At 68.9% G+C, this 14,239-nt stretch carries 9 protein-coding genes; 6 read left to right on the top strand and 3 right to left on the bottom strand.

From position 1 onward, the window contains the following. On the top strand, positions 1 to 2,445 hold the full coding sequence (locus DESTE_RS05800) for an ATP-binding protein (RefSeq protein ID WP_245590746.1): 2,445 nt from the start codon (positions 1 to 3) through the stop codon (positions 2,443 to 2,445). Positions 2,446 to 3,004: 559 nt separating this feature from the next. Then, on the top strand, positions 3,005 to 4,000 hold the full coding sequence (locus tag DESTE_RS05805; RefSeq protein ID WP_035065950.1) for a hypothetical protein: 996 nt from the start codon (positions 3,005 to 3,007) through the stop codon (positions 3,998 to 4,000). A gap of 723 nt (positions 4,001 to 4,723) precedes the next feature. Here DESTE_RS05805 and DESTE_RS05815 read toward each other — a convergent pair. The 3 genes from DESTE_RS05815 to DESTE_RS05825 all read right to left on the bottom strand — a co-directional run bounded on the left by DESTE_RS05815 (position 4,724) and on the right by DESTE_RS05825 (position 6,153). Then, complete coding sequence (locus tag DESTE_RS05815) at positions 4,724 to 5,266, bottom strand: single-stranded DNA-binding protein (protein ID WP_035065951.1); 543 nt, start codon at positions 5,264 to 5,266, stop codon at positions 4,724 to 4,726. Positions 5,267 to 5,434: 168 nt separating this feature from the next. Then, a complete protein-coding gene (locus DESTE_RS05820) occupies positions 5,435 to 5,866 on the bottom strand; it encodes a hypothetical protein (RefSeq protein ID WP_035065953.1) in 432 nt (143 codons plus the stop codon). Further along, positions 5,857 to 6,153 carry a hypothetical protein gene (locus tag DESTE_RS05825; RefSeq protein WP_035065955.1) on the bottom strand — a complete coding sequence of 99 codons (297 nt, stop codon included), beginning with the start codon at positions 6,151 to 6,153 and terminating at the stop codon, positions 5,857 to 5,859. The genes DESTE_RS05820 and DESTE_RS05825 overlap by 10 nt, the downstream gene beginning before the upstream one ends. A 284-nt stretch (positions 6,154 to 6,437) precedes the next feature. On the opposite strand from DESTE_RS05825, the gene DESTE_RS05830 reads away from it, so the two are divergent. The 4 genes from DESTE_RS05830 to DESTE_RS05845 all read left to right on the top strand — a co-directional run bounded on the left by DESTE_RS05830 (position 6,438) and on the right by DESTE_RS05845 (position 14,126). Beyond that, positions 6,438 to 7,187: a S24 family peptidase gene (locus tag DESTE_RS05830; RefSeq protein WP_035065958.1), complete on the top strand. Its 750-nt coding sequence runs from the start codon at positions 6,438 to 6,440 to the stop codon at positions 7,185 to 7,187. A gap of 251 nt (positions 7,188 to 7,438) precedes the next feature. After that, the gene (locus DESTE_RS05835) at positions 7,439 to 7,825 is read left to right on the top strand and encodes a hypothetical protein (protein ID WP_035065960.1); all 387 of its coding nucleotides are present in this window, start codon (positions 7,439 to 7,441) and stop codon (positions 7,823 to 7,825) included. 419 nt (positions 7,826 to 8,244) lie between these two features. Continuing rightward, positions 8,245 to 12,831 (top strand): response regulator, encoded by a 4,587-nt coding sequence (locus DESTE_RS05840; RefSeq protein WP_035065962.1) that lies wholly within the window; start codon positions 8,245 to 8,247, stop codon positions 12,829 to 12,831. 110 nt (positions 12,832 to 12,941) lie between these two features. Beyond that, a complete protein-coding gene (locus tag DESTE_RS05845) occupies positions 12,942 to 14,126 on the top strand; it encodes a response regulator (protein ID WP_035065965.1) in 1,185 nt (394 codons plus the stop codon). Positions 14,127 to 14,239 lie beyond the last annotated feature (113 nt).

Genomic DNA, 14,239 nt, shown 5'->3' on the forward strand with positions numbered 1-14,239 from the left:
ATGCTCCTGTCCGGATGCCTGCTTGCCTGCCTGCTTGTGATCCCGGGGGCACCCGTTGCCCATGCCATCGGCACCGAGGCGGAACCGACGCCCCATCACGCCCGGCCCATACCCCTGATGACCGCGCAGGCAGGAGCACAGGGCACGGCCAACGTCACGCCATATCCCACGGCCCGTTCCGAGGCCGATTCCGTGGTCCAGGCCCTGGCCGACGCCATCGCCACGCGCGGCATGCAGAACGACCGCCATCTCGTGTTGCTGTTGCATTCCTACGAGCAGGGCATGGGCCGGGTGCGTGAAATCACCGACACGGTGGAGCGCATGCTGGCCCCCACGGACAACCATATCGCCCTGCGCGTGGAAAACATGGATTCCAAGCGCGTGCACACCCCGGAATACCTTGAAGCCTTTGCCGCCGTGCTGGCCCTGAAATACGCCGGGCGCACCCCCACCCTCATCCTGACCAGTGACGACGACGCCCTCGACTTTCTGGAAACACACCACGCCACGCTGTTTCCCGGCGTGCCCGTACTGTTCTGCGGGGTGAACCATTTCCACGCCAGCCTGGTGACGGCCATCCCCCGGCTTTCGGGCGTGCTGAGCACCTTTTCCGCCCGCGAAACCGCGCTGGCCATGCTGGAAATGCACCCCGGCACGCGGCACATCTACCTCGTCAACGACCACACCGAAACCGGACGGGCCGTGGCGCGCGACATCCGGGGGCAACTGGCGGATCTGCCCGGTGGCGTGCAGGTGCACGAATTCCCCCCCCTGCCCTTCGACGACCTGCTGTCCCGGCTGGCCACCCTGCCGCCCGGCGCGGCCGTGCTGCTGGGCGTGTATTTTGCCGACAGCGAGGGCTACGCCACCACCTTCGAGGACATGGGCGCGCGCATCGCCGCCGCCGCACAGGTGCCCGTGCACTGCCTTGTCGATTTCAACCTGCACGGCGCCACGGTGGGCGGCAAGGTGTCCGGGGCGGCCTTTCAGGCCGAGGCACTGGGGCGCATGGCCTTGCGGGTCATTTCCGGCACGCGCGTCGAAGACGTTCCCGTGCAGGTCGAAGGCGTAAACCGCTTCGTGTACCGCGCCCCCGCGCTGGAGAGATGGGGCATCTCCGAAAGCCGCCTGCCCTCGGGCAGCACCGTGATCGACCGCCCCTTCTCGCTTTACCGGGCCTACCGCATCCAGATCAACGTGCTGGTCCTGTTCGTGGTTTCGCTGGTGTCCACCATTGCCGCGCTGGCGTACATGATGCGCCGCAGGGCCGCCTCGGAACGGCAGTTGCGGCGGCTGCGCAACCTGCTGGCCAACACCCTGGACTCCATGCCCTCGGTCATCGTCGGGGTGTCGCCGGAGGGGCTGGTCACCCACTGGAACCGCCACGCGGCGGACGCCACCGGCCAGGAAGCCCGTGAAGCCGTGGGCCGCCCCCTGGACGAGGTGTTCCCCCGGCTGGAAAAGCTGAAGCCGCTGGTGTTCGAGGCGCTGGAAGACGGCCAGGTGCGTGACGGGCAGCGCCTGCTGCGCCCTGACGGCGACATGGTGCGCTACGAAGACGTGACGGTCTTCCCCCTGGTGGCCAACGGCACGCAGGGAGCCGTCATCCGCGTGGACGACGTGACCGAACGCGAGCGCATCCGCGAAATGATGGTCCAGACGGAAAAGATGCTGACCGTGGGCGGCCTTGCGGCGGGCATGGCGCACGAGATCAACAACCCCCTCGGCGGCATCCTGCAGGCGGTGCAGAACATGCGCCGCCGGGTGGAGACGGAGCGGCCCGACAACGAAACCGCCGCCCGCGAGGCCGGACTGACCATGGACCAGGTGCGCGGCTACCTGGAGCGCCGCGAGATACTGCGCATGCTGGACGACATCGCCGCCTCGGGCGCACGGGCCGCGCACATCGTGGCCAACATGCTCGACTTCAGCCGCCGCACGGACGGTGCGTTCGTGACGCAGGACCTGCACCGGCTCATCGAGAACACCCTGGAACTGGCCGCCAACGATTACGACCTGAAAAAGCTCTACGACTTCCGCACGCTGCGCATCGTGCGCCACTATTCCCCCATGCTGCCGCCGGTGCCCTGCCTGCCCACCGAGGTGGAGCAGGTGCTGCTGAACCTGTTCAAGAACGCCGCCCAGGCCATGGGCGCCATGCCGCCGCCCGATGACGCGCCGCCCACCCTGACCATCCGCACCGAACGGCACCACGACCTGGTGGCGGTGACCGTCAGCGACAACGGGCCAGGCATGACGCCCGAGGTACGCGCCCGCGTCTTCGACCCGTTCTACACCACCAAGCCCCCCGGCGAAGGCACCGGACTGGGCTTGTCGGTGTCGTACTTCCTGATCACCCACAATCATGGCGGCAGCTTTGCCCTGCACTCCGAACCGGGCAAGGGGGCGCATTTCACGTTCACCCTGCCCCTGCGGCAACGGTAGGACGCTTTCGACGGACGGTGCCGCGGGGCTTGGCGGGCAGGGCCGGGAACGCGGAAGACACTGCGCGGCAGGCGGCGCGGCGTGCCGCTGTTTCGATCCCGCATTCGAGGCGTGCGTGAATGCCCTCCATGCCCTCCATGCTCTCCATTCCCAGCCCCCGCATGCCCCGCATGACCATGCCCACAGATGTGACGCGCCGCCATCTCGCGCCGCGTCCGTGTTGTGCCCCGTCAGTGCCACATCCTGTCTGGGCCACATCCTGTCTGGGCCACATCCTGTCTGGGCCGCATCCCGTCCTGGTCACTTCCCCTACGGGCCGCATCCACTCCGGGCCGCCCCCCTGTCGGGCCGCCCGCTGGCGGACAGCGGCACACCATGGACAGCCGCCCCACGCATGCGCATATTCTGAACAGCACGGCCCACACACTGCCGACGCATCCGTGATGCCGCGCAAACGAGGAACGCCCCGACCATCGACACATGGCGGGCCTGAGCCCACACGCAGAGGCACCCCAGGCCTGCGCACCGGCACCATCTGCCGCATGGCAAAGGACATCCCATGACCGCCCGCATCGCACATTCCGACCACCCGGGCATCCCGCGCCTGACGGCCAGCCTGCTCGCCTGCCTGCTCGTTCTGGGCGTGCTGCTGGCCACGGGCTGCGCACCACGCATGAAGGCCGATGTGCAGGCCGTGTCGGCCCCCGGCTTCCGCAAGGCCGGGCAAAGCTACGTGCTTGTGCCCGGCAATGCGCTCTCGACGATGAGCGCCATCAACGCCGACATGTTCCGCCAGTCCACCCAGCGGCTGCGCGCCGTGCTCACCGGGCACGGCTACCGCGAGGCCGCCGGGCCGGAGGCGGCGGACATGGCCGTGGTGGTGGAATGGAAGGTCGACGGTCCGCACGAGGTGCCGGACACGTCGTACTCCTCGCGCCCGTCCGTGGGCGTCGGCATCGGATATGGTTCATGGCCTTGGTACGGCGGGGCGTACGGCAGCCGGTACGGAGGTTGGGGCTACGGCGGGTATAGAGGCTTCGGCACCGGCTACGGCTATCCGCCCCCCATGACGGTGGTGCATACCCGCACCCTGTCCATAGAGGCGCGCGACCTGCGCACCGGTCGCGCCACCGCCCCGGAAACGCCATCTCCGGACCAGGCCGGACAGGAGACGCCGGGGCAGGGAATGGCAGGGGGCATGACGGAATCGGGCGGCCAGAAGGCGCCGGGCACGGCGACATCCGGCCCGCAGGCCGCGCCATCGGCCGCACCCGCCGCAAACGAGCCCGCCCCGAACACTTCTGCCGCAAACGTGCCCGAATATGCCAGACCACCCTACGGCACCCCGATCGGCACTGTGGAGGGGCTGCCTTCCGCCGGCGAACTGACCGGGCCCGTACTGTGGAAGGTGGTGGTGTCCAGCACCGGCACTTCGCGCGACATCCAGGGCGCCCTGCCCGCGCTCACCGTGGCGGCCTCGCGCTGGATCGGCGTCACCGCCAACGTCAAGGTGGCCGTGGACGACGAATTCAACGTGACCATTCAGGGGCAATAGGGCGCGGCCTCCTCCCCTTACCCCGAAAACGAACGCCCAACGCAGCGAGGCCGGACGGCATCCGCCGCCCGGCCTCGCATGTTGCGGAATTTCGTGCCCCCCACCGGGTTCCGGTTAATGCCCGCGCGCGGGCCCGGCCCCCCGTTCGTAACGGGCACCGCCGTCCGGAGTCGTCCCGGCAGGATGCCCGGTGGGCAACGCCCCGCGCGGGGTGGCTTCGTGCCCTCCCCAAAACCACCGCCGCACCGCGTCGGGATCGGCCCGGTAGGTCCCGTCCGAGCATCTGCGGGCGGGAAATCCATCCTCGCGAATCCAGCGCTTCACCGCCCCCTGGCCCGCGCCCACGGCGCGACCTATGGCGTCCAGCCCGACCAATACAAAGGGCACACACGACGGATCGTGCATCCCCCTCCGTACCGGCCCCGGGGCAAAATCGAGATCCGCCTCCCGGCCCGTGGCCGCAGGATACGCCCCGGCCCGCCCCCCCCCAGGACCGGGAACCCTCCTGGCGAGCCCCCATGGACCAAGGCCCGCCGCACCCGCAGACACCAGGGGGCATCCGCGCCACCTCCGGAACATGATCGTGCACAAGCCGTTGCTGTGGTTGCTGCGCGCCGTGCATGCGGCCTTCCTCCCTGTTGCGCGGCACCTTGCGCCGCGGCTGACGTTGCATCACGAACGATCCGTGCCGGTCGTCTCCCCCACGCAGATGCTGCGCGAGCCTCAGTGCATGCGCCCCGACGGCATGCCCGGCACCCCTCCGGCCATATCCGGAGCCTGCGGCCACGGCAGCGGCCACGCCCCGGCATCGTCCCCGGCAGGGGCATCGGGCCCCCGACCAGGGATATCCACCCCGGCGCACCGGACACCGGCCAGGGATGCCTCGACGCGCGCGGCGGGAATCGCGGCGGGGCGCACTGGCGCATGTGCGGGCGCATGCATGGGCGCATGCGCTGGTGGCCCGGAGCGACGGTCGTCCTCCACGACCTGAACCAGCCATGCAGCCACCACGGCGCAGGCTTCTCCCCCCTGCGCGCAGGCCAGCAATTCTCCTTCCACGTGCACCAGCATGCCGCGCCGCAACCGCGCAAGGCACCATGCAGCCTGGTCACCGGTGACGCGCACCCGGTGCCGCTGGCCCGCGTCGTCCTGTCCGGCGCCCTCGGTGCTGACGGAAAACAGCACGCAATGGCCTGGCGTACCGGTTCCGGGCCGGGGCGCGGACATCACGCGCCCGAGCAGCATCACTCTGTTCACAGCCGCCATGCGGCATCCTCCTCTGCGACGGTCCACGTCGCACCAGCCGCGTCGCGTTGCTCACGCGGATCGGCATATCCCGTACCGGCACGGGGCGCGCCGGACGGCGTCCTCGCCGTGTGGCGGCTTACCGGCCGAGCCCCTCGCCGGTACCAGCCGTTCGCCCTTCGGCGGGCCTCAGAATCCAAGCACCATATCCGGCATGCGAAACAGGTCGCGACCGTAGCAATCCGGCGGAATGTCGCCCGAAGCCCACGGGTCCTCGAACAATCCGTGGTCCATGCCGTGTGCCGCCGCCTCGCAGCCGGGACCGCAAAACCTGTCCCGCAGCGTGGCGGGGGTAAACCTTCGCCCGCACACGGCGCAATCGCGCGGCTGCGGCCTGGCCTGCCCGGCAGCGGCCAGCGAGACGCATTCCCGCGAGCAGTAACGACGATGGGCGCGCCCCGGCGGCATGGGGCCGCCGCACAACTGGCAGCGTTCGGGCCGCTCCAGGGTTCGCGCGGCAGCATGGCAGGACCGGCTGCAGTACCGCCCCCGGCCATGCAGCAGCCGGGCGGGGTTGACGGAAAACGGCGTGCCGCAATGCAGGCAGGTCACTATCGGCATGATGTACCTCCTTCAAAAAAGCGGTTGCACGCCTCCAGCGCGCGCAACCGGTTGCGCACCGTTTCGGGCGTGGGGTGGCGGGCCTCGTCGTGGCTTGCGTGGTACAGGCCAAGCAGTCGCCGGTGCTCGTCAACCTCTATGAACATCATGGGCAGCCGCCGGTCGTGCAGGCTGCACCCCTCGGCACAGGCCGGACACAACACCACCCTGGCCAGAACCTCGGCATCTTCCAGGCCGAAAGAACTTCCGCATACGGCGCACCTGGCGTCGCGTGACATCGCGTGCATTCCCATCCCTCTCGCTGCGTAGAAACCGGAACGGTCCGAGGAAGTTCTTCCGGCCCGAACCATCCCGAATCGGTTATCCTATACAAACGCCGTTTCCACCGGAACCGGCCCGATTGCCATCCACTCCGGCTGGCAGGCCACGCAGCGCGTCGCACATGGACATCAGGGCAGCGTCATTGCGTGCGCACAGATATTTCACACTTCGCACACAAACGTCAAGAGTATCGGTGCGCCGATGGCAATTTTTCATGGACATTCGCACAGAATGTGCTAACATCACATGCATGAACGAGTACGATTCCACGGGTACCGACTGGGACGAACTTCGCGAGTACGTCATCGACGCGCTGCACAGCGTGGGCGGCGTGAAGCGCCTTGCGGAAATCGCGGGGGTCAGCGAGCGCACCGTCTACGCCTGGAAGAACGGCGAACGTTTTCCCAGCCGCACCAACCTTGCGCGGCTCACCGAACACCTGGACCGCATTCCCGTCACCGGCGGGCCCCAGCCGCATCGGCGCGGCCTGCACGAACGCGTGCTGCGCCCCTACGGTGAATCCGCACGCGCGTCCGCCGGGCAACCGGAGGCGCCGGAAGAAGCCCGGCGTCTGGCCGAGGAGTTCGTCCTGGTGGACAGGGCGGAGGCGCGGCCCAGCGCGGGCGGAGGCTCCCTGCAGACCGACGGTCGCCCGCAGGAGCAGCACGCCTTCCGGCTGGACTGGGTGCTGGGCCGGGCAAGGTCCACCACCGGGCTGTGCCTTATGGAGGTCATGGGCCGCTCCATGGAGCGCACCCTGCACGACGGCGACCTGGTGCTGGTGAACCAGCACGACCATGCGCTGGCGGAAGACCGTATCTACGTGTTGCGAGTGCAGGACGAAATCTACATCAAGCGCTTTTCCCGCACGCCGGGGCGCTACCATTTCCGAGGGGACAACCCGGAATTCGCCTACCAGGACATCGAGATCGACCCTCGCGACGACACCCTGCAATGGGAGGTCATCGGCCGGGTCATCTGGGCGGGCAAGGAGCTGTAGCCCGGCGCACGCCTTGCCACCCGCCTGCTCGGCGTGTCCCGCCCAGACCGGTCGCCCCTCTCCCCATCCGCCATCATCCGGCCTCATCCGGCCAAGTTTGACCGGGCATGGCATGGCCGACCCTGCCTTGCCCGGTTGTCCTATTCTGCCCTGCCCCTCCCCCCTGACGCCCCATCCCTTGCAACGCGCCCAGATGGACGCTTCGCACATTTTGTGCGACCACGTTTTCCACATCGGAACACGGAGGTCCCATGCACGTCACACCGGCCCTTACCGCGCCGCACGCCCCCATCCCCCAGTCGCTTTCCATCCCTGCTTCTCCACGCCAGGGGCACCAACCCGCCACCGCTGCCCAGCCCGGCGCCAGCACGGAATCTTCCGCGCGTGCCAGCGACTGGCAGTCCGCACCGCCACCACGCCACCGTCGCCCCGATGCCAGTGGCCGCCCCGTGTGGTCCGAGGGGCGCGGTCCCGAGCCCGCGCCGCCCTTCCTGATCCGCTGGCACCCCGTGGATGGAGCCCCGCGCCATGACCAGGCCGCCACCCCTGCCGAAGCCCTGGCCCTGGCCCGTGACGCACGCGATGCCACGTCGGCGGACGTTGCGGTGTACCGCCTGTGGAGCGTCCTGCCCGACTGACCCAAGGCTGCACCGCCCGGCATGTTCGCCTCTTTTGACTGGCCCGATTGGCCCGGCTGGCCTGATTGATTCGATTGATCCGGTTGGCCCGGCATATCCGGTTGGCCCGGCTGGCCTGATTGATCCGATTGGCACGCTTGGCACGCCCGGCACGCCCACCCGGTTGTCCCGCCCACGCGGCGTCCCTCACCGGCCCTGTGCCCGGTTTCTTTCGTGACGCGCCACTTCCGTGCCTTTTCCTGGCATCGCCGGGCCTTCCCGGTCACATCGGGCGCCTCGCATCCCCCGGGTCTTCCCCACGGCATCCCCCTTTCGGTATTTCCCACCTTCTGGACAATATTCCCCGCACTCGCCTATACTGCGTCATGCATCCCCGCCCGGCCCCCGCGGGCATCCCCATGGCCGGAAGGAGCCCCGCCATGCCCACCCCCCCGGGCCCCATACTGTTCCGCCATCTTTCCGTCTTCCAGCGGCTGCTCGTCGGCACGCTGCTCATCGTCGCCTTCAGCATCATCCTCGGTTACAGCACCCTGAGCCTGATGCGCGACATGGCCGAAGACGCCAACACCGTCTACCGGCACACCTTCATCGCCACCAGCAGCCTGCAACAGGCCAAGGAAAGCGTGGAGCGCATGCGCGCGGCCATGCGCGAGCAGATCATCGAGGTGGACGAAGCCATCAAGGCCGAGCAGGTGGCCACCCTGCGGCGCGAGGAACGCCTGTTCCACGACTGCATGGAGGCCGTACGCGCCAATTTCCGGGGCGACCCGGCCCTCATCGACGCCCTGGTGAGCCGCTACGACGATTTCCTGTCCATGCGCGACAGTGCCATGGCCCTGGCCGAAAACCGCGAAATACAGGAAGCGTGGCGGCTCACGGAATCCTCGCCCCAGAACCCGGCCGACCTGCTGCTGCACGCCATCGATGAACTGATGCACGCGGCCCGCTCCACGGCGGAACACTTCTTCCAGTCCTCGGTGGCGGAAAACCGGACCACGCTGTTCAAGGCCATTGCCGCGTACGGGCTGTTCTGCGCCATGGTCGTGGCCATCACCTATCTTGTCAGCTGGAGCATCCGGCGGCGCCTGCTGGCCCTGACAGGCTGCGTCAAGGCGCTGGCCGACGGCGACCTGGACGTGCAGGTGCCCTACGGCGAGGAACGCAACGAAATGGGGGCCATGGCCCGCTCGCTGGAAGTGCTGCGGGGCGTTTCGCGCCAGATGGAACAGCAGCGCTGGATCAAGGCCCAGATGTCCGAGACGGCCACCGCCCTGCAGCAGGCGGGCGACCTGGATTCCTTCGGCCAGCGCCTGGCCGCCGTGGCCGCGCAGGTATCCGGCGCTCCTTACGCGGCGCTGTACGTGCCCAATGACGACGGCGTGCACCTCGACCTGGTGGCCTCGCTGGGCGGCATTGCCGGCGGCCCGCCCCCCAGCATACCCAAGAACGGCGGGCTGGTGGGCCGTTGCGCCACCACGCGTGCACCCGTGGAACTCACGCCGCCGCAAGGGGAAACCCTGCGCTTCGCCACCGGGCTCGGCGACGTGCACCCCGCCTCGTTGCGGGCCTATCCGCTGCTGCTGGGCGAACGGCTGCTGGGCGTGCTGGAACTGGCCGCCCTGGGGCCGCTGCCTCCGCGCGCCGCCACCCTGCTCGAGGACATGCTGCCCATGGCCGCCCTGTCGCAGGAAGTGCTGGAGCGCAACCTGCACACCCGCAGCCTGCTGGAGCAGACCCGCACCCAGGCAACGGAACTGGAGGAAAGCCGCGAACTCCTGCGCCGCAGCGAGGCCTTTTTTCGCGCCGTGTTCGAAACGGCGGGCATCGGCATCGTCAGCGAGCGCAGGGGGCTTGGCATCGACCGGTCCAACCCTGCCTTCAGCGACTTCATCGGCATCAGCGAATCGGAACTGCGCGGGCGGAATCTGGAGGATTTCTTTCACCCCGACGACCGCGAGGCGCTGGACGCCCTGCTGGGCCGCCTGGACCCCGACAGGCTGGAATATGCCCACCCGCACATCGGCAATCCGGAACATGACGGGCAGGACTCCGGCAGTCCGGACCCGGCCCGCTCCACCATCACGGTGCGGGCAGAGCATCGCTACCTGCGGCCCGACGGCGAGGTGCGCTGGGCCGACGTGCGCTGCGCGCTCATCGGCGACAGGGACGTCACCCCCCGCCGGGTCACCCTGATCAGCGACATCACCGAACTCAAGGAACAGCAGACGGAACTGAAGGATACCGAGGCCTGGTACCGGGGCATCGTGCACTCGGCCCCGGACGCCATGGTGGTGGTGGACGGCGAAGGAAGCATCGTGCTGTGCAACCCGCAACTGGAACGGCTGCTGGGTTACGAGACGGGCGAGCTTACCGGCCACATGGTGGAGGAATTCCTGCCCGAAGAGGTGCGCGAACGTCACGTGCGACTGCGCAGCCACTTCCTGGCCTCGCCGCTCCAGGTCATCGGCCACGAGCGCGAGGTGGTGGGCGTGCGCAAGGACGGCACCCGTCTGCCGCTGGAAATCAGCCTCAGCAAGCTGCCCCCGTCCGACCGGCATCCCATGAGCGCCTGCGCCGCCCTGCGCGACATCTCCATCCGCAAGCGCACCGAGGCGGAACTGCGCCGGGCCAAGGAAATGGCCGAAGAAGCCACCCGGCTCAAAAGCGACTTCCTGGCCAACATGAGCCACGAAATCCGCACCCCCATGAACGCCATCATCGGCATGGCCCACCTGGCCCTGAAGACGGAACTGGACCCGCGCCAGGCCGACTACGTGCGCAAGATACGCGCCTCGGGCCAGCACCTTCTGGGCATCCTCAACGACATCCTCGACTTCTCCAAGATCGAGGCGGGCAAGCTGACGGTGGAGAACACCGAGTTCGAACTGGAGACCGTGCTCGACACCGTGGCCAACCTGGTCTCGGAAAAGGCGGCCAGCAAGGGCCTGGAATTCGTGCTCGACGTGGCCGCAGACGTCCCCCCCATGCTGCTGGGCGACCCGCTGCGCCTGGGGCAGATTCTCATCAACTACGCCAACAACGCGGTGAAGTTCACCGAACACGGCGAAATCGTGGTCCGCGTGGAAACGCTGGAAACGGGCGATGCCGACGTGCTGCTGCGTTTTGCGGTGCGCGACACGGGCATCGGCCTCACCGACGAACAGAAGGCCCGGCTGTTCGTCTCGTTCCAGCAGGCGGACACCTCCACCACCCGCAAGTACGGCGGCACCGGCCTTGGCCTTGCCATCGCCAGGAAGCTGGCGGACCTGATGGGCGGCGACGTTGGCGTGGACAGCACCCCCGGCGGGGGCAGCACCTTCTGGTTCACGGCCCGGCTGGGCCTGGGCGCGGGACGGCGGGCGCTGCTGCCGCGCATCGACCTGCGCGGGCTGCGGGTGCTGGTGGTGGACGACAACCCCCAGGCCCGCATGGTGCTGGCCCACATGCTGGAAGGCATGACCTTCCGTCCGGTCATGGCGGACGGCGGCGAGTCCGCGCTGCGCCTGCTGCGCGAGGCCCGGGACTCGGACACCCCCTTCGGCATGGTCTTCCTGGACTGGCAGATGCCCGGCATGGACGGGCTGGAGACGGCCCGCAACATCCATGCCCTGGCCCCGGACCTGCCCGTGGCCATCGTCACCGCCCACGGGCGTGAAGAAATTTTCGCCGCATCCGAAGGGGTGGGGGTGGCCGCCGTGCTGGTGAAGCCGGTGCAGCCATCCCTGCTGTTCGACACGGTCATGCGCCTGCTGGGCGCGGTGCACCCGGCACCGCGCGCCGCCGTGCCGCCGCCGGACACCCGGCCTGCCATGCTCGACGGCGTGCGGGGGGCGCGCGTGCTGCTGGTGGAGGACAACGAACTGAACCGCGAGGTGGCCCTGGGCCTGCTGGCAGAGGCGGGGCTTGCCCCCGATGCGGCGGAGGACGGAGCGCAGGCGGTGCGCATGGTCAGCGAGGGCGCCTACGACCTCGTGCTGATGGACGTGCAGATGCCCGTCATGGACGGCTACGAGGCCACCCGGACCATCCGTCGCACCCTGGGGGCCGACAGTCTGCCCATAGTGGCCATGACCGCCAACGCCATGCAGGGCGACCGCGAGGCGTGCCTTGCGGCGGGCATGAACGACCATGTGGCCAAGCCCATCGACCCGGACGAGTTGTTCGCGGCGCTGATCCGCTGGCTGCCCCGGCGGGGCGGGGCGGAAGCGCGGGGCGAAACGGAGCGGAATGGCACGGCGGACACGCCGCCCATCCCCCACCCGCCCATCCCCCGCCCGCTCGACACGGGCGACGCCCGGAGCGTTCTCGACCCGGAGGCGGGGCTGCGCCGGGTACTGGGCAAGCAGGCCACCTATCACACCCTGTTGCGCCGCTTCGTTTCCCAGCACGCCGACGCGGCAACGCGCATCGCCGCGCTCATCCAATCCGGCGACACGGCGTCGGCCACCCGCGAGGCGCATACCCTGAAAGGCGTGGCAGGCACCCTGGGCGCGCGCACGGTGCAGGCCCAGGCCGCCGACCTGGAAACGGCGTTGCGGCACGAGGCCCCGGCAGCACGCGCGGAGGCGGTGCTGGCGCTGCTGCGCATCTCGCTGGAGGAGGCGGTGCGGGCCATGCATGGCCTGCTGGATGACGTGCGGCCCGGTCCGGGCGACACGGATGCCCCGGAGGTCCCGCACGGTGCGGACGGCAATGCGCCCGCCGGACCGGATGGCGGCCTGGCTGGCGCGGACATGGCGAGCGTTGGTGTGGCGGGCGTTGATGTGGCGGGCGGCGTGCCGCACGCGCTGCCCGACGGGCTCTCCGAGGCGCTTCTTGACCGGCTGGAGACGCTCATCGAGGAAGACGACAGCGAAGCCGTGGACATTTTCAACACCCACGCGGAAACCCTGCGCGTCGCCCTTGGGCAGGCCACGGTGGCCGACATGGGCAAGGCGTTGCGCGGCTTCGAGTTCGAAGCCGCCCTGGAGATGCTGCGCTCGGCCCGGCCTGCGCGCGACGGTTGACCGGGCGCCCCGCCGTTGCACCGGAAACGGAGCCGCCGCAACGGCCCGCCCCCTTCCCGTTCCGCGCTCCCTGCCCCGCATCACTGTCACCCCAGCCACGAGAGGCAGTCATGACCGATACCCCCCTTCCCCCCCTTCACGCTGACGACACGCGGCGCACCGTGCTGGTGGTGGACGACACCGCCGACAACCTGACCCTGCTCAGCGACCTGCTGAAGGACGCCTACCGGGTCAGGGTGGCCAACAGCGGAGAAAAGGCCCTGCGCATCCTGTCCTCCGGCAATCCGCCGGACCTCGTGCTGCTGGACATCATGATGCCCGGCATGGACGGCTACACGGTGCTGCGCAAACTGAAGGAACTGCCCGGCACGGCGGACGTGCCGGTAATCTTCCTCACCGCGCTGTCGGAAGAGGACGACGAGCGCATCGGCCTGGAACTGGGCGCCGTGGACTACATCACCAAGCCCATCAGCCCGTCCATCATGCTGGCCCGCGTGCGCACCCACCTGCAGGCGAAGGCCGCGCGCGACTTCCTGAAGGACAAGAACGAATTCCTCGAGGACGAGGTGGCCCGCCGCATGCGCGAACTGGCCGCCGTACAGGACGTGACCATCATGGCCATGGCCTCGCTGGCCGAAACGCGCGACAACGAAACCGGCAACCACATCCGACGCACCCAGCACTACGTGCGCGTCCTGGCTCAACACCTGGCGAATCATCCACGCTTTTCCGCCGTGCTCACACCGGAAGACATCCCCCTGCTGTTCAAGTCCGCCCCGCTGCACGACATAGGCAAGGTGGGCATTGCAGACCGCATCCTGCTGAAGCCGGGCAAGCTCACGCCCGAGGAATTCGAGGACATGAAGCGCCATCCCGCGCTGGGGCGCGATGCCATCATGGCGGCGGAAAAGCAGCTGGATACGCCGGTATCGTTCCTGCGCCACGCGCGCGAGATCGCCTACTGCCACCATGAAAAGTGGGACGGAAGCGGCTACCCGCAGGGGCTTTCCGGCGACGGGATTCCCGTTTCGGCCCGGCTCATGGCCCTGGCCGACGTGTTCGATGCGCTGATCAGCCGCCGGGTGTACAAGCCGCCGTTCGACATGGAGAAGTCCGTGGAGATCATCCGCCAGGGGCGCGGGTCGCACTTCGACCCGGACGTGGTGGACGCCTTCCTGGACAACCTGCAAACCTTCCGTGACATTGCCGACCGCTACGCCGACTCGGAGGAAACGCTGGAAGAAACCCGCTCGCGCACCGAAAAGGACTACCCGCCCACGGGCGCACGGGGCTGAGGCGGCGCCCCGCGGCCCTGGCCGACCTGCCCCCCCACCGGCGAATAGGCGAAAGGGCCCGGAACGAACGGAAGAGGCGGGACGGCGGACAGAACCCGAAGGATACGGCGGGA

Source organism: Nitratidesulfovibrio termitidis HI1, assembly GCF_000504305.1.
GTDB classification, from domain to species: Bacteria; Desulfobacterota; Desulfovibrionia; order Desulfovibrionales; family Desulfovibrionaceae; genus Cupidesulfovibrio; species Cupidesulfovibrio termitidis.